This is a genomic window from Sphaerisporangium flaviroseum, from assembly GCF_039537005.1.
Taxonomy (GTDB): domain Bacteria; phylum Actinomycetota; class Actinomycetes; order Streptosporangiales; family Streptosporangiaceae; genus Sphaerisporangium; species Sphaerisporangium flaviroseum.
Genome location: NZ_BAAAZR010000040.1, coordinates 77464 through 98692 on the forward strand (window position 1 = coordinate 77464; position 21229 = coordinate 98692).

The following is a 21229-nucleotide window of genomic DNA, read 5'->3' on the forward strand; positions in this document are numbered from 1 at the left end:
CGCTGGTCTTGCCGCGGATAAGCCATCATTGCCCTATGGATCTCGACAAGGCCCGTGACTTCATCCGCAACAACCATCGTGCCGTGATACAGACCTGGCGCGCCGACGGCCACCCGCAGATGTCACCCGTGCTCGTGGGGATGGACTCCGAGGGCCGCGCGATCGTCAGCACCCGCGAGACCGCCGCCAAGACCCGCCAGCTCCGCGCGAACCCCGACGTCTCGCTGTGCGTGTTCGTCGACGAGTTCATCGGCGAGTGGATCCAGGTCGAGGGCACCGCCGAGGTGATCGCCCTCCCCGAGGCCATGGAGCCTCTGGTGGAGTATTTCCGCAGCGTCTCCGGCGAGCACTCCGACTGGGACGAATACCGCGCCGCCATGACGCAGCAGCGCAATGTCCTGGTCCGCATCGACCTGAAGCGGGCCGGCCCCGATTACATGGGCTAGGAGCCGGCCCCGCCTGCTAGCTCAGCCGCTCCAGCACCATGGCCATGCCCTGGCCGCCGCCGACGCACATCGTCTCGAGGCCGATGGCCTTGTCGTGGAAGCGCAGGCTGTTGATCAGGGTGGAGGTGATGCGGGCGCCCGTCATCCCGAACGGGTGCCCGACGGCGATGGCGCCGCCGTTGACGTTGAGCCGGTCGATGTCGATGCCCAGCTCCTGGTAGGACGGGATCACCTGGGCGGCGAAGGCCTCGTTGATCTCGACGAGGTCGACGTCGCCGATCGACATGCCGGCCCGGCCCAGCGCCTGCTTGGACGCCTCGACCGGCCCAAGGCCCATGATCTCGGGGGACAGGCCGGTGACGCCGGTCGACACGATCCTGGCCAGCGGCGTGATGCCCAGCTCCGCGGCCTTCACGTCGCTCATGACGATCACCGCGGCGCCGCCGTCGTTCAGCGGGCAGCAGTTGCCCGCCGTGACCGTGCCGTCGGGCCGGAACACCGGCTTGAGCTGGGAGACGGCCTCGTAGGTGGTGCCGGGCCTTGGACCGTCGTCCTTGGCGACCACGGTGCCATCGGGCAGCGTCACGGGGGTGATGTCCTGCTCCCAGAACCCGTTGGCGAGGGCCTTCTCCGCGAGGTTCTGCGACCGGACGCCGAACTCGTCCTGCTCCTGGCGGCTCACGCCTCTGATCCCGGCGACGTTCTCGGCGGTCTGCCCCATGGCGATGTAGACGTCGGGCAGCATGCCGTCCTGGCGCGGGTCGCGCCACTGCGCCCCGCCGCCCTCGGCGCTCTTGTCGGTGCGCGCCTTGCCCTCGAGGAAGAGCGGGTTGGTCGTCTCGGGCAGCGAGTCGGAGTTGCCCTTGACGAAGCGGGAGACCATCTCGACCCCCGCCGAGATGAAGACGTCGCCCTCGCCCGCCTTGATGGCGTGGAAGGCCATGCGGGTGGTCTGCAGCGAGGACGAGCAGTAACGGGTGACCGTGGTGCCGGGCACACCGTCGAGGCCGAGCAGCACCGAGACCACGCGGGCCATGTTGAAGCCCTGCTCGCCGCCCGGCAGGCCGCAGCCCAGCATCAGGTCGTTGACGTCGTTGGGGTCGAGCTGCGGGACCTTGTCCAGCGCAGCCTTGATCATCTGAACGGTCAGGTCGTCGGGACGGATGTCCTTGAGCGACCCCTTGAAGGCTCGGCCGATCGGCGAACGTGCCGTCGCGACGATTACTGCCTCGGGCATCTGGCTCTCCTGGGTTCGTGGCAGGGCTCCCTCCAGCGGAGGTTACCGTCTGGTAGTCCGGAAGCCACGTGCCGGGGCACCAAGAAACAGAACTATGTACGGCAAGCACACCGAAAGCCCCGTGAGCCTGTTACGGGGCCTCGGCGTCGGGTGGCATGTCGTTATATGTGCCGGCCTTCCACAACCCGGGAGCCGCGTCCAGAGGCCGTCTGAGCCGTACATGCCCGGGGTGGTGGAGCGCGCGGACCGCGCCTGTCGGAGCCGCGTCAGCCGTACATGCCCGGGATCGTGCCGGTGGTGTCCTTGACGGCGTGGACGGCGCCCTTCTCGTCGCGCCAGAGGCGCCAGCCCTCCTGGCTGCCGGTGAACCACGGGGGTGGGACACCCGCTCCGGTCACCCGCTTGCCCGTCGCCAGGTCGAACTCGCACAGCGACGCCACGGAGTAGAAGCCCGGCGCCTGCCCGGCCAGCGGCAGTGGCTTGGGATCGGTGACGCAGAACGACCAGCCGCGCTGGCCCTTGACCGGGGCGGCCTGGCCGGAGGAGAGATCGAAGGCGGCGCCGGTGCTGTTGGGCTTGAGGAAGTCGAGCTTGCCCAGGTCGGGCGGGAACGCGAGCCACCAGCCCGTGCCGGGCACCTGGTCGGCGGTGATCTGGCCGACCACGCGCCCGGAGCCGGGGTCGAGCCGGGCGAAGCCGCCGTACTGCCCCTCCTCGTCGATGGGCCGCACGACCGGTGCGAAGCCGGGGCTCCCGCTCGGATAGACCCGTACGACCGAGGGGCGCAGCCAGTTGACCGTGCCGTCCGCGAGCTTGACCGAGAAGAGGCCGAAGGCCGAGGTCCTGTTCTTCTTGGGATTGGTGTACGGGGCGACGTAGCCGACGAGGTTCCCCCCGGCGGTGCCGAAGGACCAGCCGCCCGACAGGTCGATGCCCGGGCTGAGCGCCTGCTCCACCGGGAGTTGCCAGGCGGGCTTGCCGGTCTTCAGATCATGGGCCGACAGCGCGGGATGCTTGGCCATGTGGAGCATGACGACCCTGGACGCGTCGGACCACTCGACCTCGGCGATGCCGGGAAGCTTCCACGCGAGCTTGCCGGTGAGCGGGTCGAGTACGACCATGCGGGCCGAGGCCAGCGCCGTGTTCTCCGACATGCAGAGGTAGGCGCCGCAGCGCTGCGGGCCGAAGGTCGACTGGACGGGGCGGGTCCACTTGCGCTGCCCGGTGCGCGCGTCGCGGGCGACCAGCGTCGCGTTCCACCTGCCCTGCTTGGCGGGGTCGAGCGCCGCGATGATCCCCTGTCCGGGGCCGGTCTCGACGGCGGCGGGCGGCTGCACCCCCATGCCGGGAAGACGTCCGGCGATCGTCGCGGGCGCGGTCCACAGGCGCCTGCCGCCGGCCAGGTCGAGGGCGGCGGTCTCCAGCGTGCCGTCGGGCCTCATCGAGGTGACCGCGGCCACGCCGGCCGCGACGGTGGCCCGGCTGACGGCGTTCACCTCGGCGTTGTGCCAGGTCGGATGCGTCTCCTCGATGGCGGCCTTGCTGCTGGAACAGCCAGCCAGGGCCAGGACCCCGGCAAGCGCCAAGGCCGGTTTCGCGATCGGCCGGATCACGGGCATTCCACTCCAATGCGGACAGAGTGACGGCCATGTCGCGGAGGGTGACCGGATTCAGGCGCTGCGAGGCATCGCCCCCGGCCGACGGCGAAGTATCGTGGCCCACCTTCCCTGGGGGCCGGTCGCTCGGCCGGCGACGCGGGTCGCGGTGACCTCGGTGCCGGACTCCTCCGCGGCGATGGCCGCCGCGAGGTAAATCGATTGCGATCCCTCGCCACGCTCAGGCTCGGCCGGTGGCCAGAACCCCAACGCAGCGCATACAGAAGGTAGCACTACGTAAGCGCACTGTTGGTAGCCTCGGGCAGATGGGTGGTATCGGTCGGGTCCGAACATCTCGCCCGGATATGAGGCGAATTCCGGGCCGAGGACGTCCGCGAACGCCACCGTGCGACCGCCCTCCTCGATCACGGCCACCGTCTGGGCCGCCGCGAGCTGGCGGCTCCACCGCTGCGTGACCCAGCGGAGCGGCTGCGCGATCGGCCTGATGGTGCCGAGGTCGGGACAGGTGCCCACGACCACCTGGGCGCCCGCCTCGCGGAACCGGCGTACCGCCTTCTGCAGGTGCCGCACGGCCTCCGCGGGCTTGGCCTGGCTGGTGACGTCGTTGGCGCCGACGAAGATGACCGCGATATCGGGATGGACCTTGAGCGCCCGGTCGACCTGGAGGGTGAGGTCGGCCGACACCGCGCCGGACCGGCCGAAGACGTTGAGCCGCACGGGCCGCTCGGCCGCGGCGGCCAGGCCGTTGGCGAGGAGCACGGCGGGGGTCGTGGAGGGCTCGGTCATGCCCAGCCCGACGGAGGTCGAGTCACCGAGCATCACGAGGCTGATCGGCTCGGCGGGCGCGTCGCCTCCCTGGCCGCGCCAGTCACCGTAGATACCGTCGGCCGCGGGCCCCACCATGCCGTGGGGACGACCGACGATCTTACGGGCGAGCATCGCCTCGGCCATGAGAAGGCCGTACACGGCCGCTCCCAGTGCTGTGACGCCCCCGCTGCCGACGGCGGCGGCGGTAGCGATACGGCGGGCTGCCCGTGCCGTTCCCGGCGTCCATATCACTTCAGGTGTTCCTTCCTGATCCTCGTACCTTCGTGGTGGTTTCCCGTCGTGGTTTCAGTGGGGTAAGAGCTGGTTCGATGGCCTTGTCATAGAGCTGAGCACTATGATCGCGCCCGTTCTGGCCCGCCGGGGCGCGACTCGCGGATGCCTGTCCGTTGGAGTCGTAGTCGTGACGGTACGGTGAGGAGTTGAAACCCGCCGGAGACCAGATCACCCATCGAGAATCCGGCATCCGCAAGCTGACAAAGCTTTGGCAAATGAGGTGTTATTCCCGGTGCGCGTACACGACTCGCTTATCGAGCTCATGGGCGACACCCCGCTCGTACGGCTGCGCAAGGTCACGGCCGGCATATCCGCACAGGTATTGGCGAAGGTCGAGTACTTCAACCCGGGTGGCTCGGTGAAGGACCGCATCGCCCTGCGCATGATCGAGGCGGCCGAGCGCTCCGGAGAGCTGCGGCCGGGTGGCACGATCGTGGAGCCCACGTCGGGTAACACGGGCGTCGGGCTGGCGATCGTGGCCCAGGACAGGGGTTACCACTGCCTGTTCGTCGTGCCCGACAAGGTGGCGCAGGACAAGATCGCTGTGCTGCGGGCGTACGGCGCCGAGGTGGTCGTGTGTCCCACGGCGGTCTCGCCGGACCATCCGGAGTCCTACTACTCGGTCTCCGACCGGCTGGCGCGTGAGACCCCGAACGCCTGGAAGCCCGACCAGTACTCCAATCCCGAGAACCCCAACAGCCACTACCACTCGACCGGTCCGGAGATCTGGGAGCAGACCGACGGACGGATCACCCATTTCGTGGCCGGCGTCGGCACCGGCGGCACGATCAGCGGTACGGGGCGCTATCTGAAGGAGGTCTCCGGGGGCCGGGTCCAGATCATCGGCGCCGATCCGGAGGGCTCGGTCTACTCCGGCGGCTCTGGACGGCCGTACCTGGTGGAGGGCGTCGGCGAGGACATCTGGCCGGCCACCTACGACACCACGGTCGCCGACCGGATCATCGCGGTCTCCGACAAGGACTCCTTCGGGATGACCCGCCGTCTGGCGCGCGAGGAGGCCCTGCTCGTCGGCGGCTCCTGCGGCATGGCGGTCGTGGCGGCCCTCAAGGTGGCCGCCGAGGCGGGGCCCGACGACGTCGTCGTGGTCCTGCTGCCCGATGGCGGCCGGGGCTACCTGTCGAAGATCTTCAACGACGACTGGATGGCCGACTACGGCTTCCTGACCTCCACCAGCGAGGAAGGGCTGGTCGGCGACGTGCTCGGCCGCAAGTCGCCCGGCCTTCCCGAGTTCGTGCACACCCACCCGCACGAGTCGGTCAGCACGGCGATCGCCATCATGCGGGAGTACAGCGTGTCGCAGCTCCCCGTCATGAAGGAGGAGCCTCCGGTCATGGCCGCCGAGGTCGTCGGCTCGATCGTGGAGCGCGACCTGCTCGAGGCGCTCTACCGGGGCAAGGTGCGTGGTGAGGACCCCATCGAGGAGCACATGTCGGCTCCGCTCCCCATGATCGGCTCGGGGGAGCCGGTCTCGGTGGCGATCGAGGCCCTGGAGAAGGCCGACGCCACGGTGGTGCTCGACGACGGCAAGCCGATCGGCCTCATCACCAGGCAGGACCTGCTCGGCTTCCTGGCCAGCGCCGCGAACCTCTGAACGCGGCACGGCGTCACGGCTGAGCCGGGCGCGGTGCCCCCGAGGGCGCCGCGCCCGGCTCAGAGGCCGGCCGCCTCGTATTCAAGGGGAAACCACGCGCGCACCTCCCACGCCCCTTCCGAGGTCGGCCCGGCGACCAGGGTGCCGCCGAGGGCGTTGACCCGCTCGGCCATCCCGACCAGGCCGAACCCTCCGCCGAGCTTGGAGACGCGGGGGTCGGAGGACGATCGGCGGTTGCGGATGCGCAGCAGCACCCCCTGGTCGGCCGGTCGCAGGTCCGCCTCGACCCAGCCCGTGCCCGGCGCGTGCCGGCGTACGTTCGTCAGTGACTCCTGCAGGACGCGGTGCAGGGTGGTGACCACCTCCGGCGCCAGCGTGGACTCGGTGAGGCCCTGACCGATGTCGAAGGTGACCGGCGGGCCGCCGGCCGAGAACCTCTCGACCAGCACGCGCAGGTCGGCGATCGTGGCACCGGCGGTGCGCGACGCGTCGTCGTCGGCCCGGAGCACCCCGACCAGGCGGCGCATGGAGGCCAGTGCCTCCGCTCCCGCGTTGGCGATCGCCTCCAGCGAGGGCACGACGGCCTCAGGGCTGCCGGCCGCGACGGTCCTGGCCGCCTGGGCCTGCACCACGATGCCGGTGATGTGGTGCGCGACCAGGTCGTGCAGCTCCCGTGCCAGCTCCAGGCGTTCGGCCCTCCGTACGGCGTTCACGGTCTCCTGGCGGCGTTCGTGCTGGTAGCGCAGGTAGCTGCCGATGCCCACCGCCGTCGCCCAGGCGACGAAGAACAGGAAGCCGAAGCCGACGGCCGCCGGCGCCGAGTTGCGGAGGCCGGCGGACAGTTCGAGGGTGACCATCGACAGCAGCGAGAGCGACACGGCGACCCGCAGGGGCGTGACCCAGCGCAGGACTCCGACGGTGAGCAGCAGGAGGACGCCGGCCTCTGCGAAACCTGGCGAGCCGGTCCAGTGGAACACGGCGGTGAACAGCGACACCCCGCCGGACATCGCCATCAGCAGGACCATGCCCTGCACCCGGAACCGGCCGCGCAGCAGGTAGGCGCCGATGCCGATGAGCCCGCACAGCGGCACCGCGGCCTGCGCGCCGCCCAGAGAGATCGCCATGGCGATGTCGGCGAGCAGGAGCAACCCAAGCCAGCAAATCAGTGCAAACTCACTGAGTCGCTGAACCAAGGTGGCCAGCCGGTGGGGGTTCCTCACGGACATCGAGCGTATTCCGTGCGGCGGAGTGCGGGATCGGCCGTTCGGACGAGCCACCGTCGTCCCGGGGCGCTCCGTCGACGGCCGGGTCCGGGGCGACGTCGGGCCACCATGCGCGGGCGCCGAGCATCGCGGTGAGGCCGGGGACGACCACGAGAGACAGGGCGCCGCCGCCGACTACCAGGAAGATTCCGGACAGCGGGTCGTGGACGATCCCGATGAGCGTTCCCGCGACCAGCAAGGCGGCGACGGCGGGTGGCGCGGCGTACTTGACCGCCAGGGCCGAGGAGGTCCGGGGATCACGGCCGGTACGGGAGGTCTCTCTCACCCGCGCGAGCACGAGCAGGGCGGTGGAGACGTTGACGACCAGCACGAGCATGAAGACGGACATCTGGTCCGCCGGCCGAACGGCGGCCGTGCCGGAGGCCCACGCCACCAGGAGCGCCCCTGCCGTGAGGTAGACGGGAGAGATCAGGCTCCGGAGCACCAGCGCGAGGACGAGCGCGACCAGCACCCCGGCCACGGCCACGACGGCGACGGGCAGCGGGGAGGGCACGAGCACCGGCCCGGACGCCCCCATCGCGATGATGAGCCCCGCCGTCACCGCCGTCCACGTGCCCGGGTGAGCCGAGACGGCCCGGCCGAACCGCGCGGCGGCCGGGGGAGCGCCGGTGCGCCGACGGCGCCGCGCGGGCCACGACAGCCGGGTGCCCAGCACCGCCAGCGCCGCGGGGAGCAATGTGAGGACGACCAGCATCTCGACCGACGCCGTCACCGCCAGGGCCGGGCCGAGACCGCGGGTCCAGGCGCCGAGCGGCAGCGCGCCGCAGGCGGCCATCCAGGCCGCGCCCGCTGTCGCGATCACCGTTCCCGTCTGCTCCAGCGAGGTGCACACGGCGTGCGCCGGCCCGTCCCCCGAGGCCAGGCGCTCCCTGAACCGGTGGATCAGCATGGTCGCGCAGCCCAGGGCCGTGCCGTACGCGAACAGGCCGGGCGTCGGCGGCAGGCCCAGGGCCGAGACCAGCGCGGCCGAGAGATGGTCGGCGGCGACCGCCACCAGTACGGCCGCCAGCGTCGCGGCGGGCGAGCGGAGAAAGACCAGCAGCGTCAGGAGCACGGCGCCCGTTCCGAACGCTCCTGAGGCGCCGGCCGGCAGCGGGCCGTATGTGCCGGAGGCCCAGGGAAGCGGGCCGGGCAGGAGCGGCACGGCGGCGGCGAGCAGGGCCGCCCAGCAGGCGAGCACCCACCACGCATGGCGGGTGGTGAGCCTGCCGATGACGTCGAGCATTCGCCTTGGTCCCGTCGTGAGCCCGCTCCTGAGCCGACCGTAGGCGCCGCGGGGTACCGCCGCCATCGGACGCCGGGCTGATCCCGGCCTCGTCCTTTAGCCGTAGTCCCGCCGGGAGGTTTCGTCCTCCGGGAGGGCGATAGCGTGGACCCATGATTGAAGGCTTCGAGACGTTGGCCGTTCACGCAGGCCAGGAGGCCGACCCGCACACCGGTGCGGTCGTGCCCCCGATCTACGCCGTTTCCACCTACAAACAGGATGGGGTCGGCGGCCTGCGGGCGGGATATGAGTACAGCCGGTCGGCCAATCCCACCAGGACCGCCCTGGAGGAGTGCCTGGCCGCGATCGAGGGCGGGACACGCGGGCTGGCCTTCGCGTCCGGCCTGGCCGCCGAGGACACGCTGCTCCGCGCGGTGTGCAATCCCGGCGATCACGTCATCATCCCCGACGACGCCTACGGCGGCACCTATCGGCTGTTCGCCAAGGTCCTCGCGCGGTGGGGCCTGCACTACGATCCGGTGCCGCTCGGTGACATCGAGGCGGTGCGCGCGGCCGTCCGTCCCGACACCAAGGCGATCTGGGTCGAGACCCCCACCAACCCGCTGCTGGGCATCGCCGACATCGAGGCGCTCGCCTCCATCGCCCACCAGGCGGACGCCCTCCTGCTGGTGGACAACACCTTCGCCTCGCCGTACCTCCAGCAGCCGCTGGGGCTGGGCGCCGACGTGGTGGTCCACTCCACCACCAAGTACGTCGGCGGGCACTCCGACGTGGTCGGCGGCGCGCTGGTCACCCGTGACCGGCAGCTCGGCGACGACCTGGCCTACCACCAGAACGCGATGGGCGCCGTGGCGGGCCCGTTCGACGCCTGGCTGACGCTGCGGGGCATCAAGACGCTCGCCCTGCGCATGGAGCGCCACTGCGACAACGCCGAGCATGTGGTCGACCTGCTGCTGTCGCACCCCCGGGTCACCGAGGTGTTCTATCCGGGGCTCGCCTCGCACCCCGGCCACGAGGTGGCCGCCAAGCAGATGAGGCGGTTCGGCGGCATGGTGTCGTTCCGCGTCGCAGGCGGCGAGGCCGAGGCCGTCGCGATCTGCGACCGGACCAAGCTCTTCACCCTTGGCGAGTCGCTCGGCGGCGTCGAGTCGCTGATCGAGCACCCCGGACGCATGACCCACGCCTCGGTCGCCGGCTCGGCCCTGGAGGTGCCCGCCGACCTGGTGCGCCTGTCGGTCGGCGTCGAGACGGTCAGCGACCTGCTCGCCGACCTCAGGCAGGCGCTGGACTCCTAGCGGAGGTCGAACCAGACCATCAGCACCAAGATCACGAGCCAGATGAGGGCCGTGACCGCGGACAGGGTGGCGATGCGGCCGGTCTGCACCTTGGCGTCGTCTTCCGGCGTCTCGTTGGACAGCACGCGGACGGCGGTGCGCTGGTCACGATCGATGATGACCAGCAGCACCGCCGCCACGATGAACAGCGTCATCGAGACCGACAGATAGGGCTTGCCGATGTTCTTGCCGGCCAGGGCGAGGCCGAACAGGAACACGCCAAGGGTGAGAATGCCGAAGATGCGCGTCGTGCGGTGCAGAAAGTTCAGCACGCCGGCGTCTCGGGCCCGGATATATCGCGGAGTGAAGCTGGTGGCGACGGTCAGCGGCCCGATCGCGAAGATCGCGAAGCCGATGTGCAGCCAGAGCAGAAGCTTGTCGAGGAACGACATGCCGCTGAGGCTACCGTCTCCGTGATCAGCGCGGAACGCTTCCCCGTCGACCGCTTGAAATCATGAGAGCTGGCTCATGATTTCGGGACGTCCGGCGTGTCCGGTGCGACCTCGGGAAGCGTGGTGCCTCCGGCCACGGGCGGCCGGGGATGCCGGGGGCGGTTGTTCACGGTGACCTCGAACATCATCACCGTGATGACCATCAGCACCAGGAGAGCGACTGCCGCGAACATCGCACTCTCCTTTCGTGGCGGGCGTTGGGGGGCCGCTTCGGACACCCCTAATGAATATCCTCCGAGATCGCATATCGATCAGCAAGCGATTAACGCGCCACCGGGAAGCGTATTCGCGAGATGGCCCGGAAACGCGCCGTGGAACAACGACATACCCCTGCGGACAGGAATTCAGACCACGGCAGCCCACCATTTACACGCATAAATCCCGGTAAATGGTACGACCGAACCCTTCCGGCCGCCGGTCAGCGGTCAGCGGCTGCGGCGCGCCCGCAGGAAGTCGCTGACGACATACTCGCCGAGGCGGTCGGCGCTGGGGGAGAAGACCCGGCCGCCGTTGCGCCGGGCGACCTCGTCCACGAACTCCTTGAGCCGCTCGTCGGTGGCCAGCATGAACACGTTGAGCGTGGCCCGGCGCCGGGTCATCTTGTCGACCTCCGCCAGCGTGAGCTCCAGCGTCTCGCGGGACGGCGGCCATTCGAACCAGTAGCGGCCGTTCCGCATCAGGTGGGCGGTCGGCTCGCCGTCGGTGACGACGAGCACCACGGGCTCGAAGTCGGGATGCCGGTCGAGGTGGCGGCCGGCGATCAGCAGGGCGTGGTGGAGGTTGGTGCCCTGGACCATGTCCCATTCGAGCCCGGCCAGCTCCTCGGCCTGGAGCACCCGGGCGTAGTTCGAGAAGCCGATGATCTGCACGGCGTCCCCGGGGAACTTGGACGCGACCAGCGCCTGCAGCGCCAGCGCCGTCTGCTTGGCCGGTGCCCAGGTGCCCCGCAGGGCCATGGAGTACGACAGGTCGACCAGCAGGCACACCGCGGCCGCGGTGCGCCGCTCGGTCTCCGCCACCTCGAAGTCGTCCACCGACAGGGACACCCGGCCGTGGCCGTCGGCGTCCGGGCCACTGCCGCGGCGCACGCCGTTGACCAGAGTGCGCACCACGTCGATGGGCTGCTCGTCCCCGAACCGCCACGGGCGCGAGGAGCCGGTGAGCTCGCCGGCGGATCCCGCGTCACGCTGGTCGTGGTCGCCGCGGCGTCCGGCGTCCAGCGAGTCGAAGACCCGGCGCAGGGCGGTCTCCCCGAGCCGGCGTACGGCCTTGGGGGTGAGCTCCAGCTTGCCACGTTGCCGTCGCAGGTACCCCTGCTGCTCCAGCTCGCGCTCGATCTGCTTGAGCGTCTCCAGGTCGTCGACCGCCGAACGGCCGAGGGCGCGACGGATCGCGGCCTCGTCGACATCGTCGAGCCGGGCACCGGGGTAGTCCTGGCGGAGCGCCTCCTCAAGCTGGTTCAGGTCGGCGAGCTCTTCCAGGACGCTGACGGCGTCGCCCATGCCAAGAGACTGCTCGCCGTCCATCCGCTCGGGGGTGTCCCAGGCCAGGTCGGGACGGCGGGCGTACAGGGCCTCCCCGAGGCGGGACATCTGCTCGCCCAGCCCCGCCTGCCGCAGCGTCTGGTCGATCAGGGCCTGGAGCTCCTCCCGCTGCTCGGGGGTCATGGAGGCGAGCATCCGCTGGGCCGCGGCGGCCCGGCGGGCCAGGATGTCGACCAGCTCTTCGAGGTTGCGGGGGTTCTCCGGGAAGAAGTCCCCATATTTCTGCATAAATTGGTCGAAATCATCTTGAGTGTGCTGGCCACGGGCATCCCGGTCCAACATGTCGTTCAAATCCGACATCATCTGCCGGACCCGTTCCATCATTTCCGGATCGGGATTGGCCAGGGCTTCCCGCATGCCGCGGAACCGGCTGTCGAGGACCTCCCTGCGCAGCAGGTCGCGGAGCTCCTCGAAGGTCTCCCGCGCGGCCGCGGAGCGCCACTCGTAGGAGTTGAGCTGCTGGACCGCGCTCGCGGTGTCGCTCGGCACCGCGTCCAGCTCCGCCTCGCGCATCCGCGCCTCGTCGGAGGGGTCGGGGAACAGCTCGGCCCGCTCCTGGCCGATGGCCTTGTCGAGCAGGGCTCGGGCGCGTTCCAGCGTGCCGTCGAGGCTGCCGCGCTCGCGCAGCTCACGGCGGCGCTCGCGCACCTCGCGGAGCAGCTCGTCGAGGCCGCGCCGGTCCGGAGCGCCGGGCAGGCCGCGTCTGAGCAGGTCACGGAGGGAGTCGAGGGGAGTTGACCCCGAGAGGATCGCGTCGCCCATCTCATCGAGCGCGGCGCGGACGTCGTACGGCGGCGCCAGCGGATCGGGCCCGTCGTGGTACTCGCCGTATCGGTAGCCACTCATCTTTTGTGAGCCTAATCGTTGTGGTTCCGGTGTGCGGGTAAAGCGGGGGCCGTGTCCGGTGCCGTGCGCCGGGCACGGCAGGGCTGAAGGCGGCCCACCGGCCAGGAGAGGCCGCCTTCGGCGAACCGGGGTCAGGTGCGGTAGACCGCGCCCCCGTCCACTTCGTCCTTGGACAGGCGCCGCATGAGGTAGAGCCCTTCGAGGGCGAACTCCAGCGCCGCGGCGGCGTGCCCGGGGGACTCGTCGCCCTCGCCCATGCCCACCGCGGACATGATCTTGGCGAGGCCGGTGATGGGCCCGATGCGGTGCAGGAGGTCGGTGGCCGGCGTCATCTCACCGGACTCGATCTGGAGACCCTCGGTGAACTTGTCGAGCAGCGCTGACAGGTCCATGCCGCCCAGCGTGCCGCGGAACGTCTCGGCGGTCGCCCGGCGCAGCAGGTGGGAGAGCACCTCGACCTCGCGGCCCTCCTCGCTCACCTCGAACTCCACCTTGCCGCGCAGCGTGGGGACGATCCCCGGCAGGTCGCACACCCGGGTCACCGGGCGCTCCTCGCCGGTGAGCGCCGCCCTGCGCACGGCCGAGGCGGCGGCCGACTCGGCGGCGGCGATCGCGAAGCGGGCGGAGACGCCGGAGCGGGAGTCCACCGCCGTCGACTCGCGCACCAGGCGTGTGAAGCGGGCGATGACCTCCATGAGGTGCTCGGGCAGTTCGGCGCTCAGCCCCGACGGCTCGCCCGCCACGCCGCCGGTGACGGCGCCGCTCGCCGGATCGTCGCCTCGCCAGTTGAGCGCGGCCTCCTGGCGGATCAGCGCGAGCTCGTCCTCCAGGCTCTGGGGGTAGTGCGTGCGGATCTCGGCGCCGAAGCGGTCCTTCAGCGGGGTGATGATCCGGCCGCGGTTGGTGTAGTCCTCGGGATTGGCGCTGGCGATCAGCAGGAGGTCCAGGGGCAGGCGCAGGTTGTAGCCGCGCACCTGGATGTCGCGCTCCTCCAGCACGTTGAGCAGCGACACCTGGATGCGCTCGGCCAGGTCGGGAAGCTCGTTGACCGAGAAGACGCCCCGGTTGGTGCGGGGCACCAGGCCGTAGTGGACGGTCTCCGGGTCGCCGAGCGTGCGCCCTTCGGCGATCTTGATCGGGTCGACGTCGCCGATCAGGTCGCCGACGGAGGTGTCGGGGGTGGCGAGCTTCTCGCCGTATCGGTCGTCCCGGTGCTTCCAGGCGATAGGCAGGTCGTGGCCCTGTTCGGCGGCGAGCCTCACGCAGCGGACGCAGGCGGGGGCGTATGGATGGTCGTTGATCTCGCAGCCGTCGATGACAGGGGTCCACTCGTCGAGCAGACCGGTGACCGTACGGATGAGCCGCGTCTTGCCCTGGCCACGCTCGCCCAGCAGCACCAGGTCGTGGCCCGCCAGCAGGGCCCGCTCCAGGTGGGGGAGCACGGTGTCGTCGAATCCGACGATGCCCGGGAATCTCGGCGCGCCTGAGCGTAATCTGGCCAGCAGGTTCTCGCGGATCTCCGCCTTGACCGTGCGGTAGGTGTGGCCACTTTCGCGCAGGTCATGCAGAGTGCGAGCTTGCGGCGTTTCAGTTCGCGGTGTGGGCGATTCATGCACGGGATCGAGACTACGTCGCCCGTGGAGGTTGCGGCAGCTTATACACATTTCGGATCTTGACCATTGCGTGACGCTACGCGCGCGTTGTTATCGCCGTAGTGGGGAGAATCCGGCCAAGAGGGGCAAATGTACGACGCACGACGACTCGCGAGACAAGAGGAGGCGAGGCGTGTGGCAGTGCTGACGAGCCGGTTCGCGGACGGTCTCGCCGTGGGGCCGGACCTGGTGGGGGCCGCCGAGACCGCGGTACGCCAAGCGCTCTCGGGCCTGTCAGGGCCACCCGACCTCGTCTGTTTCTTCATCTGCGGCGACGACCCCGAGGACGTGGCCCGCGCCGGGCTGCGGGCCATGCGCATGGCGCCCGGGGCCCAGGTGATCGGCTGCAGCGCCACCGGCGTCATCGGCGACAGCCAGGGAGTCGAGCTGACCTCGGCGGTCAGCGCCTGGGCGGGGAGCCTCGGCGGAGGCCGGGTGACCACCTTCGCGCTGGAGACCCTGCGCATGGAGGACCGTTTCGTCATCATCGGGCTCCCCGACCGGGGTGCCGACGACCAGGTGGCCATCCTGCTCGCCGATCCGTACAGCTTCCCCACCGACGCCTTCGTGGAGCACTCCGCCGAGGTCCTCGGGAACCTCCCGCTCGTGGGCGGGCTGGCCAACGGGATGCGAGGGCAGGGATCGGTGCGCCTGTTCGCGGGTGGCGAGATGTACACCGAAGGGGCCATCGGCGTCATCCTCAGCGGCCCGGTCAACGTCAGCACCGTCGTCAGCCAGGGCTGCCGCCCCATCGGCCCCACCATGGTCGTCACCCGGTCCGAGGAGAACCTCCTGCTGGAGCTGGCCGGGCAGCCCGCGCTCGCCCGCCTCGAGGACATCGTCAGCGGCCTCGACGAGGAGGACAGGGAACTGGTCGCCTCCGGCCTGCAGATCGGCGTCGCGATGGACGAGTACGCCGAGAGCCACGAGCGGGGGGACTTCCTGATCCGCGGCATCCTCGGCATCGACCCCGAGAGGGAGGCCGTGGCCGTCGGCGACGTGCTCGACATCGGCCAGAGCGTCCGGTTCCAGGTGCGGGACGCCGCCACCGCCGACGAGGACCTGTACGCGCTGCTGGACGCCCACGTCGAGGAGCGCGGACGGATCGACGGCGCGCTGCTGTTCTCCTGCAACGGCAGGGGCTCGGCGATGTTCGGCAGCCCCGATCATGACGCGCTCGCGCTCCACGACACCCTCGGCCCGATCGGCATGGCGGGGTTCTTCGCCCTCGGCGAGGTGGGCCCGGTGGCGGGGCACAACCACGTGCACGGGTTCTCCGCTTCGATCCTCGTCTTCTCCAGCGGCGCGGGCCAGAAAGGCTCCGACGGAGGTAACAAGGCCGCCCACGGGGTCTGAAGCCCCCGCACGGCGATGACGCCCCATCCGCCCCGCATCGGGACGCGTGCGGCATGTGATCCTAGGAGGCGTGGGCCGCCTCTCTCGGGCGCCCGCGTTCCTGTGATCGTTCGGGAAGACCTGGGAGGCGTGATCAGTGGCGCGTGACTCGGACGTCGTGGTGGCGGTCGACGTCGGTGGCACCAAGCTGGCTGCCGCACTGGTCGACCGTGCCGGGGAGATCGTCGTCGCCGACCGCGTGGCCACCCCGCCCGGGGGCGACGCGCCCACGCTGTGGAAGGCCCTGGCCGGGCTGGTCGACTCCGTGCTCGAAGGGCAGCCCGGACGTGAGGTGATCGGCGTCGGGGCCGGGTGCGGCGGCCCGATGGCCTGGCCCGAGGGCGTCGTCTCCCCGCTGAACATGCCGGGCTGGCGCGATTTCCCCCTGCGTGAGCGGCTGGCCGGGCGGTTTCCCGGCCTGCCCGCGCGCGTACACAACGACGCGATCTGCGTGGCCGTGGCCGAGCACTGGCGCGGCGCGGGCCAGGAAAGCGACGACATGCTCGGCATGGTCGTCTCGACGGGCGTCGGCGGCGGGCTCATCCTCGGCGGCAGGCTGATCGACGGCGGCACGGGCAACGCCGGGCACATCGGCCACGTCGCGGTGGACCCGGACGGCCCCGCGTGCGGGTGCGGGGGGCGAGGATGCCTGGAGGCCGTCGCCCGGGGCCCCGGCCTCGCCGCCTGGGCCCTCGAACAGGGCTGGATCCCCGGCCGCCTCTCCGGTACGAACGCCGAGGCCCCCACCACGGCCGCGGGGGCCTCCACCACGGGCACCGGGGCCTCTACCACGGGCGCGGAGGCAGGGGACTTCCGGACGGGCGCCCGCCCGGCCGGGACGTACGTCGAGGCCGCCGAGGCGACCGGACGGCAGCTGTCGGCGGACGCCGCCGCCGGGGATGAGATCGCCCTCGGCGCGATGACCCGCGCGGGCACGGCGCTCGGCATCGCCATCGCGTCGGCCACCCATATGTGCGACCTCGACATCGTGACCATCGGCGGCGGCCTGTCGCAGGCGGGGCCGCTGCTGTTCGAGCCGCTCGAAGCGGCGCTGCGGGCGCACGCCCGAATGGACTTCGCCAAGCGTGTCCGCGTCGTCCCCGCCCACCTGGGGCAGGACGCCGGCCTCATCGGCGCCGCCGCCCTCGTCCTCGCCCCCGACCGCTACTGGACCGCTCACTGAAATCGCCGAAATCGCTCACAGCACAGCAAGCCCTGATGTAACGCTTTGTGGCTCTTCGTCCAAGCAGGGAGGTAAGCACTCGGACGACGAAGGGAGCGAAGCAGGTGCGCCTCAGACAACCGGGGTTGGCGGAGATCGCCGACGATCCCGACGCCTTCGAAGCCTTCTACCGGCGCCACTTCGACCAGATGACGCGTTTCCTGGCACGCCGGGTCGACGACCCCCACACGGTCGCGGACCTCGTCGCGGAGGTCTTCCTCGCCGTGCTGGACTCGGCGCACACCTACCGGCCGGGCCGGGGAAGCGAGGTCGCGTGGCTGTACGGCGTGGCGCGCAACACCGTCCTCGCCGAACGGCGGCGGGCGGCACGCGAGCTCCGGGCGGGCAGCCGGATCGCGGGCCGCAGGCTGCTGGAAGGCGACGACCTGGCACGCCTGGAAGACCGGATAGACGCGGAGAGCCCGGCGCGGCGAGCTCTCCAGGCCATGACCGGACTCCCGGAGAGCGAACGGGCGCTGCTGGAGCTGGTCGTGGTCGACCAGCTCACCGTGCCCGAGGCCGCCGCCGCCCTCGGCATCCGGCAGGGCACCGCGCGCGTCAGGCTCCACCGGGCGAGGCGCTCACTGCTGCGGGTTCCCGGCGTCGTACCGCCCCTCGTGATGGAAGGACTCAAGTGAACGACACATTCGAGGACAGACTGCTCGCGGAGCTCAAGGCCGAGATGGCCGTCCGGGCACCACAGGGGCGTGCCCCCGCTCCGCGCCGGACCCGCGTCCGCAGGCTCCTGGGGGTGACCGCGGTCGCCGGCACCGCCGCCGCGGCGGCCATCGCCGTGCCGCTGGTGACCGGGACCGGCACCCCGGCCTACGCGGTGACCAGGAATCCGGACGGCACGGTCACCCTCACGATCCACGAGCTCCGCGACCCGGAAGGTGTCGAGAAGGATCTCGCGGCCGAGGGCGTGCGCGCCGACGTCACGTACATGCCGCTGGGCAAGCGGTGTGAGAGGCCCGGGTTCCGTCCCCTGGAGGCGGACCAGGCGAGCATCCCGACCGCTGAGGAGCTCGGGAGCGAGGATCCCGCCGTACGGGCGAAGGTCCGCGAGAAGCTGGCCGGCTCGCCCTCCGGCAAGGCCATACGGATGCGTAACGGCATCACGATCTATCCGCAGTACGTCCGGCGCGGCCAGACCGTGGTGATCGAGGTGGCGGAGAACCAGAAGGAGCCGACGGTGGACGAGCCCGGCGTCGCCTGGAGCTTCAGTGGCAGGCTGACCGATGGGCCTGTCAACCCGTGCAGGCTCGTGGACGACCCGGGGGCGTTCGACATCGGGGACGCCACGCCGCCGCCGGGGAGCTGACCGGTCCCGGCCGAGCGCCGCGTCCATCGCCCGGTAGGGGCATCCCCCAGCCGCCGGACTGATGGCGGGCCGGTGAGGGCGAGGGGAGGCGATGAGTGGGAGACTTCGGGCATGGCGTACCCAGAGGTGACCTATGACGATGTGGTCGCCGCCCGTGAGCTGCTCAACGACGTGGTCATACGTACGCCGTTGCTGCATTCGCGGGTCCTGTCCGAGCTGATCGGCGGCCCGGTCTACCTCAAGTGCGAGAACCTCCAGCGGGCCGGCTCGTTCAAGGTCAGGGGCGCGTACGTCCGCATCGCGCGGCTGACCGACGAGGAACGTTCCCGGGGCGTGGTCGCGGCGAGCGCGGGGAACCACGCCCAGGGGGTGGCTCTGGCGTCGGGCCTGCTGGGCTGCAAGGCCACGGTGTTCATGCCGCAGGGCGCGCCGCTGCCCAAGGTCGAGGCGACGCGTGCGTACGGCGCCGACGTGATCTTCGCTGGGGTGACAGTCGACCAGGCGCTGGCGGCGGCCAAGGAGCACGCCGACCTGACCGGCGCCGTCTTCATCCACCCCTTCGACCACCCCGACGTCGTGGCCGGTCAGGGCAGTCTGGGGCTGGAGATCCTCGAACAGCTCCCCGAGGTCGGCACGATCGCGCTCGCGGTCGGCGGAGGCGGGCTCGCGGCCGGGGTCGCCTTGGCGGTGAAGTCGATGCGACCGGGCGTCCGCATCGTGGGCGTCCAGGCCGAGCGGGCCGCCGCCTACCCGGCCTCGCTCGCCGCGGGACATCCCGTCGTGGTGGAGCCCGTCTCGACCATGGCGGACGGCATCGCCGTCGGCCGGCCCGGCGACATCACCTTCGAGATGATCCACTACCTGGTCGACAGCGTGGTGACGGTCTCCGAGGAGACCCTGTCGCGGGCCCTGCTGCTCTGCCTCGAACGCACCAAGCTGGTGGTGGAGCCGGCGGGGGTGGCCGGTGTGGCGGCGCTGCTCGACTGGCCGCACGCCTTCGAGCCGCCGGTCGTGGTGGTGCTCTCCGGGGGCAACATCGACCCGCTGCTGCTGTCGAAGGTGCTGCGCCACGGGCTGTCGGTCGCGGGACGCTATCAGGCCTTCCGGATCAGGCTCCCCGACCGCCCCGGGGCGCTCGCCACGCTTCTCGGCCGCCTGGCCGATCTCGGAGCCAACGTGCTCGACGTCGGCCACGAGCGGGTGGACCCCCGGCTGCACCTCGACGAGGCAGAGGTGCTGCTGCACCTGGAGACCAAGGGCCCCCTCCACTGCGAAGAGGTGCTCAGCGGCCTCCGGCGCTACGGCTACAAGCTGATCTTCAACTGACCGGCCGTCAGCTGCTGATCTCCGGGCGCTGCGGCTGGTACAGCCAGGCGTCGAACAGGTCGCCCAGCGGACGGCCGGACAGCTTCTCCGAGAGCTTGATGAAGTCGTCGGTCGTGACGTTGCCGTACTTGTGCTGGTCGGTCCAGGTGCGCAGGAGCTTGAAGAACGTCTCGTCGCCGATCCGCTTGCGCAGGACGTGCAGCGTCATGCCGCCCCTGAGGTAGACCGAGGTGTTGAACAGGTCCTGCCGCTGGGCCACGCCCGGTGGGTATCTCCAGATGGGGGCGTGCTTGGCCGAGTAGTAGTCCTGGAAGGTCTTCTCGGCGGTGAGGCCGCCGTTGTGCTCGGCCCAGAGCCACTCGGCGTAGGTCGCGAAGCCCTCGTTGAGCCACAGGTCCTTCCACCGGGTGACGCTCAGGCTGTCGCCGAACCACTGGTGGGCGAGCTCGTGGGCGATGATGCCCGTGTCGGGCTCGAACCCGCCGTACATCGGCTTGGTCTGGTTCTCCAGTGCGTACCCGGCGGAGAAGTCGTCGATCACGCCGCCGGTGGAGGAGAACGGGTAGGGCCCGAAGACCGTCGACCAGTAGTCGGTCACCTTGGCGGAGGTGGTGTAGAGGAAGTCGAGGTTGTGGCGGAACGCCGGGTCGGTCGCGGCGTACATCGGGATGCCGCCGGGGGTTCTGCCGGTGCGGACGTCGAACTTCCCGAGCGTGATCGTCGCGAGGTAGGTCGCCATCGGATGGGTCTCGCGCCAGGCGAAGGTCGAGCGCCCGCCGGAGGTGACCGGGGCGCCGCGCAGCTCGCCGTTGGCGATGACCGTCGTACCCGCGGGGACCGTGACGTCGAAGTCGAACGTCGCCTTGTCGGCCGGGTGGTCGTTGCCGGGGAACCAGGTCTTGGCGCCGTTGGGCTCGCTGGTGACGAACGCGCCGTCCTTGGTGGGGATGAAGCCGTAGGTGCCGAGGTTGGAGGAGTTGCGGACGGGGTCCGGCTTGCCGGCGTAGTCGACGGTGACCTTGAAGCCCGAGCTCCTGCGGATCACCGCGGGCGGGTTGACCGTGAGCTCGTCGCCCTCCCGGGTGAACTTCGCCGCCTTGCCGTCGACGCTCACCCGGCGCACGGTGAAGCCGTGCAGGTCGAGGTTGAACCGCGAGAGGTTCTGGACGGCCTGCGCCGTGACGGTCGCGGTGCCGGAAAGGGTCTTGGTCGGCGGGTCGTAGGCGAGCTTCAGCGCGTAGTGGCCGACGTCGTACCCGCCGTTGCCGTCGGTGGGGAAGTCGGGGTCGCCGATGCCGGCCGCGCCGGGCGTGCCGCTCTTGGCCTCGGCGGACTGGGCGTTGCCGTCGCCGGGCGCCGCGCTTGGTGCCGCCGCTCCGCTCGACGCGGTACAAGCGTTCAGTCCGAGTAGCGTCGCGGACAGGACGGCGGTCGTCACCCGCTTGGGCGCCTTGAGCTGCATGTCGAGCAGCTTACGCGAGAAAGCCCAGGTCATCAGGTATCTGCCGCAATGGTGGAAGCGGCTTTGTCAGGCAATGCCCGCCTCTTTCCGTCCAACAGATCCCGGGTCAGGCCGGCCAGGCCCGAGGCGGCGAGGAAGCGGACCGCCGTACGGAG

18 protein-coding genes are annotated in these 21229 nt (G+C 70.8%); 8 read left to right on the forward strand and 10 right to left on the reverse strand.

The window, feature by feature from the left end; all coding sequences use genetic code 11:
* Nucleotides 1-35: 35 nt before the first annotated feature.
* A complete protein-coding gene (locus ABD810_RS34205) occupies nucleotides 36-446 on the forward strand; it encodes a PPOX class F420-dependent oxidoreductase (RefSeq protein ID WP_344950529.1) in 411 nt (136 codons plus the stop codon).
* Nucleotides 447-462: 16 nt separating this feature from the next.
* Here the strand turns inward: ABD810_RS34205 and ABD810_RS34210 are convergent, their stop codons facing one another.
* The 3 genes from ABD810_RS34210 to ABD810_RS34220 form a co-directional block, all read right to left on the reverse strand.
* The gene (locus ABD810_RS34210) at nucleotides 463-1683 is read right to left on the reverse strand and encodes an acetyl-CoA C-acetyltransferase (RefSeq protein ID WP_344950532.1); all 1221 of its coding nucleotides are present in this window, start codon (nucleotides 1681-1683) and stop codon (nucleotides 463-465) included.
* A gap of 266 nt (nucleotides 1684-1949) precedes the next feature.
* Complete coding sequence (locus ABD810_RS34215; RefSeq protein ID WP_344950535.1) at nucleotides 1950-3302, reverse strand: PQQ-binding-like beta-propeller repeat protein; 1353 nt, start codon at nucleotides 3300-3302, stop codon at nucleotides 1950-1952.
* A 51-nt stretch (nucleotides 3303-3353) separates the two neighbouring features.
* Nucleotides 3354-4265 (reverse strand): SGNH/GDSL hydrolase family protein, encoded by a 912-nt coding sequence (locus ABD810_RS34220; RefSeq protein ID WP_344950538.1) that lies wholly within the window; start codon nucleotides 4263-4265, stop codon nucleotides 3354-3356.
* 367 nt (nucleotides 4266-4632) lie between these two features.
* Here ABD810_RS34220 and ABD810_RS34225 point away from each other — a divergent pair, with 367 nt between their 5' ends.
* A complete protein-coding gene (locus tag ABD810_RS34225) occupies nucleotides 4633-6012 on the forward strand; it encodes a cystathionine beta-synthase (RefSeq protein ID WP_344950541.1) in 1380 nt (459 codons plus the stop codon).
* A 59-nt stretch (nucleotides 6013-6071) separates the two neighbouring features.
* On the opposite strand, the gene ABD810_RS34230 is transcribed toward ABD810_RS34225, so the two are convergent.
* Together ABD810_RS34230 and ABD810_RS34235 are read right to left on the reverse strand one after the other, a co-directional pair.
* Nucleotides 6072-7160, reverse strand: coding sequence for a sensor histidine kinase (locus ABD810_RS34230; protein ID WP_344950543.1), 1089 nt, complete (start codon nucleotides 7158-7160; stop codon nucleotides 6072-6074).
* A 25-nt stretch (nucleotides 7161-7185) separates the two neighbouring features.
* Nucleotides 7186-8520 carry an MMPL family transporter gene (locus ABD810_RS34235; RefSeq protein WP_344950546.1) on the reverse strand — a complete coding sequence of 445 codons (1335 nt, stop codon included), beginning with the start codon at nucleotides 8518-8520 and terminating at the stop codon, nucleotides 7186-7188.
* A 152-nt stretch (nucleotides 8521-8672) separates the two neighbouring features.
* Here ABD810_RS34235 and ABD810_RS34240 point away from each other — a divergent pair, with 152 nt between their 5' ends.
* Nucleotides 8673-9815: a cystathionine gamma-synthase gene (locus ABD810_RS34240; RefSeq protein WP_344950549.1), complete on the forward strand. Its 1143-nt coding sequence runs from the start codon at nucleotides 8673-8675 to the stop codon at nucleotides 9813-9815.
* Here the strand turns inward: ABD810_RS34240 and ABD810_RS34245 are convergent.
* The 4 genes from ABD810_RS34245 to ABD810_RS34260 all read right to left on the reverse strand — a co-directional run bounded on the left by ABD810_RS34245 (nucleotide 9812) and on the right by ABD810_RS34260 (nucleotide 14312).
* Entirely contained in the window at nucleotides 9812-10246 is a 435-nt protein-coding gene (locus tag ABD810_RS34245; RefSeq protein WP_344950552.1) for a hypothetical protein, read from the reverse strand. The genes ABD810_RS34240 and ABD810_RS34245 overlap by 4 nt on opposite strands.
* A gap of 74 nt (nucleotides 10247-10320) precedes the next feature.
* Nucleotides 10321-10479, reverse strand: a complete 159-nt coding sequence (locus tag ABD810_RS34250) for a hypothetical protein (protein WP_344950555.1) — start codon at nucleotides 10477-10479, stop codon at nucleotides 10321-10323.
* Nucleotides 10480-10731: 252 nt separating this feature from the next.
* Nucleotides 10732-12696, reverse strand: a complete 1965-nt coding sequence (locus ABD810_RS34255; protein WP_344950558.1) for a vWA domain-containing protein — start codon at nucleotides 12694-12696, stop codon at nucleotides 10732-10734.
* Between the two features lie 131 nt (nucleotides 12697-12827).
* Nucleotides 12828-14312, reverse strand: a complete 1485-nt coding sequence (locus ABD810_RS34260; protein ID WP_425567004.1) for a sigma 54-interacting transcriptional regulator — start codon at nucleotides 14310-14312, stop codon at nucleotides 12828-12830.
* A gap of 171 nt (nucleotides 14313-14483) precedes the next feature.
* Between ABD810_RS34260 and ABD810_RS34265 the strand changes: the two genes are divergently transcribed.
* The 5 genes from ABD810_RS34265 to ilvA all read left to right on the forward strand — a co-directional run bounded on the left by ABD810_RS34265 (nucleotide 14484) and on the right by ilvA (nucleotide 19612).
* On the forward strand, nucleotides 14484-15704 hold the full coding sequence (locus ABD810_RS34265; RefSeq protein WP_344950564.1) for an FIST signal transduction protein: 1221 nt from the start codon (nucleotides 14484-14486) through the stop codon (nucleotides 15702-15704).
* Nucleotides 15705-15840: 136 nt separating this feature from the next.
* Nucleotides 15841-16926 (forward strand): ROK family protein, encoded by a 1086-nt coding sequence (locus ABD810_RS34270; protein ID WP_344950566.1) that lies wholly within the window; start codon nucleotides 15841-15843, stop codon nucleotides 16924-16926.
* Between the two features lie 104 nt (nucleotides 16927-17030).
* A complete protein-coding gene (locus ABD810_RS34275) occupies nucleotides 17031-17603 on the forward strand; it encodes an RNA polymerase sigma factor (protein WP_344950569.1) in 573 nt (190 codons plus the stop codon).
* Nucleotides 17600-18286, forward strand: coding sequence for a hypothetical protein (locus ABD810_RS34280; RefSeq protein WP_344950572.1), 687 nt, complete (start codon nucleotides 17600-17602; stop codon nucleotides 18284-18286). The genes ABD810_RS34275 and ABD810_RS34280 overlap by 4 nt, the downstream gene beginning before the upstream one ends.
* A 111-nt stretch (nucleotides 18287-18397) precedes the next feature.
* On the forward strand, nucleotides 18398-19612 hold the full coding sequence (gene ilvA / locus ABD810_RS34285; RefSeq protein ID WP_344950575.1) for a threonine ammonia-lyase: 1215 nt from the start codon (nucleotides 18398-18400) through the stop codon (nucleotides 19610-19612).
* A 7-nt stretch (nucleotides 19613-19619) separates the two neighbouring features.
* On the opposite strand, the gene ABD810_RS34290 is transcribed toward ilvA, so the two are convergent.
* A complete protein-coding gene (locus ABD810_RS34290) occupies nucleotides 19620-21107 on the reverse strand; it encodes a M1 family metallopeptidase (protein WP_344950578.1) in 1488 nt (495 codons plus the stop codon).
* Nucleotides 21108-21229 lie beyond the last annotated feature (122 nt).

Coding starts and splice junctions, on each gene's coding strand:
- ABD810_RS34205 (WP_344950529.1), top strand. CDS start 36: ATGGATCTCGACAAGGCCCGTGACTTCATCCGCAACAACCATCGTGCC.
- ABD810_RS34210 (WP_344950532.1), bottom strand. CDS start 1,683: ATGCCCGAGGCAGTAATCGTCGCGACGGCACGTTCGCCGATCGGCCGA.
- ABD810_RS34215 (WP_344950535.1), bottom strand. CDS start 3,302: ATGCCCGTGATCCGGCCGATCGCGAAACCGGCCTTGGCGCTTGCCGGG.
- ABD810_RS34235 (WP_344950546.1), bottom strand. CDS start 8,520: ATGCTCGACGTCATCGGCAGGCTCACCACCCGCCATGCGTGGTGGGTG.
- ABD810_RS34240 (WP_344950549.1), top strand. CDS start 8,673: ATGATTGAAGGCTTCGAGACGTTGGCCGTTCACGCAGGCCAGGAGGCC.
- ABD810_RS34245 (WP_344950552.1), bottom strand. CDS start 10,246: ATGTCGTTCCTCGACAAGCTTCTGCTCTGGCTGCACATCGGCTTCGCG.
- ABD810_RS34250 (WP_344950555.1), bottom strand. CDS start 10,479: ATGTTCGCGGCAGTCGCTCTCCTGGTGCTGATGGTCATCACGGTGATG.
- ABD810_RS34255 (WP_344950558.1), bottom strand. CDS start 12,696: ATGAGTGGCTACCGATACGGCGAGTACCACGACGGGCCCGATCCGCTG.
- ilvA (WP_344950575.1), top strand. CDS start 18,398: ATGGCGTACCCAGAGGTGACCTATGACGATGTGGTCGCCGCCCGTGAG.
- ABD810_RS34290 (WP_344950578.1), bottom strand. CDS start 21,107: ATGACCTGGGCTTTCTCGCGTAAGCTGCTCGACATGCAGCTCAAGGCG.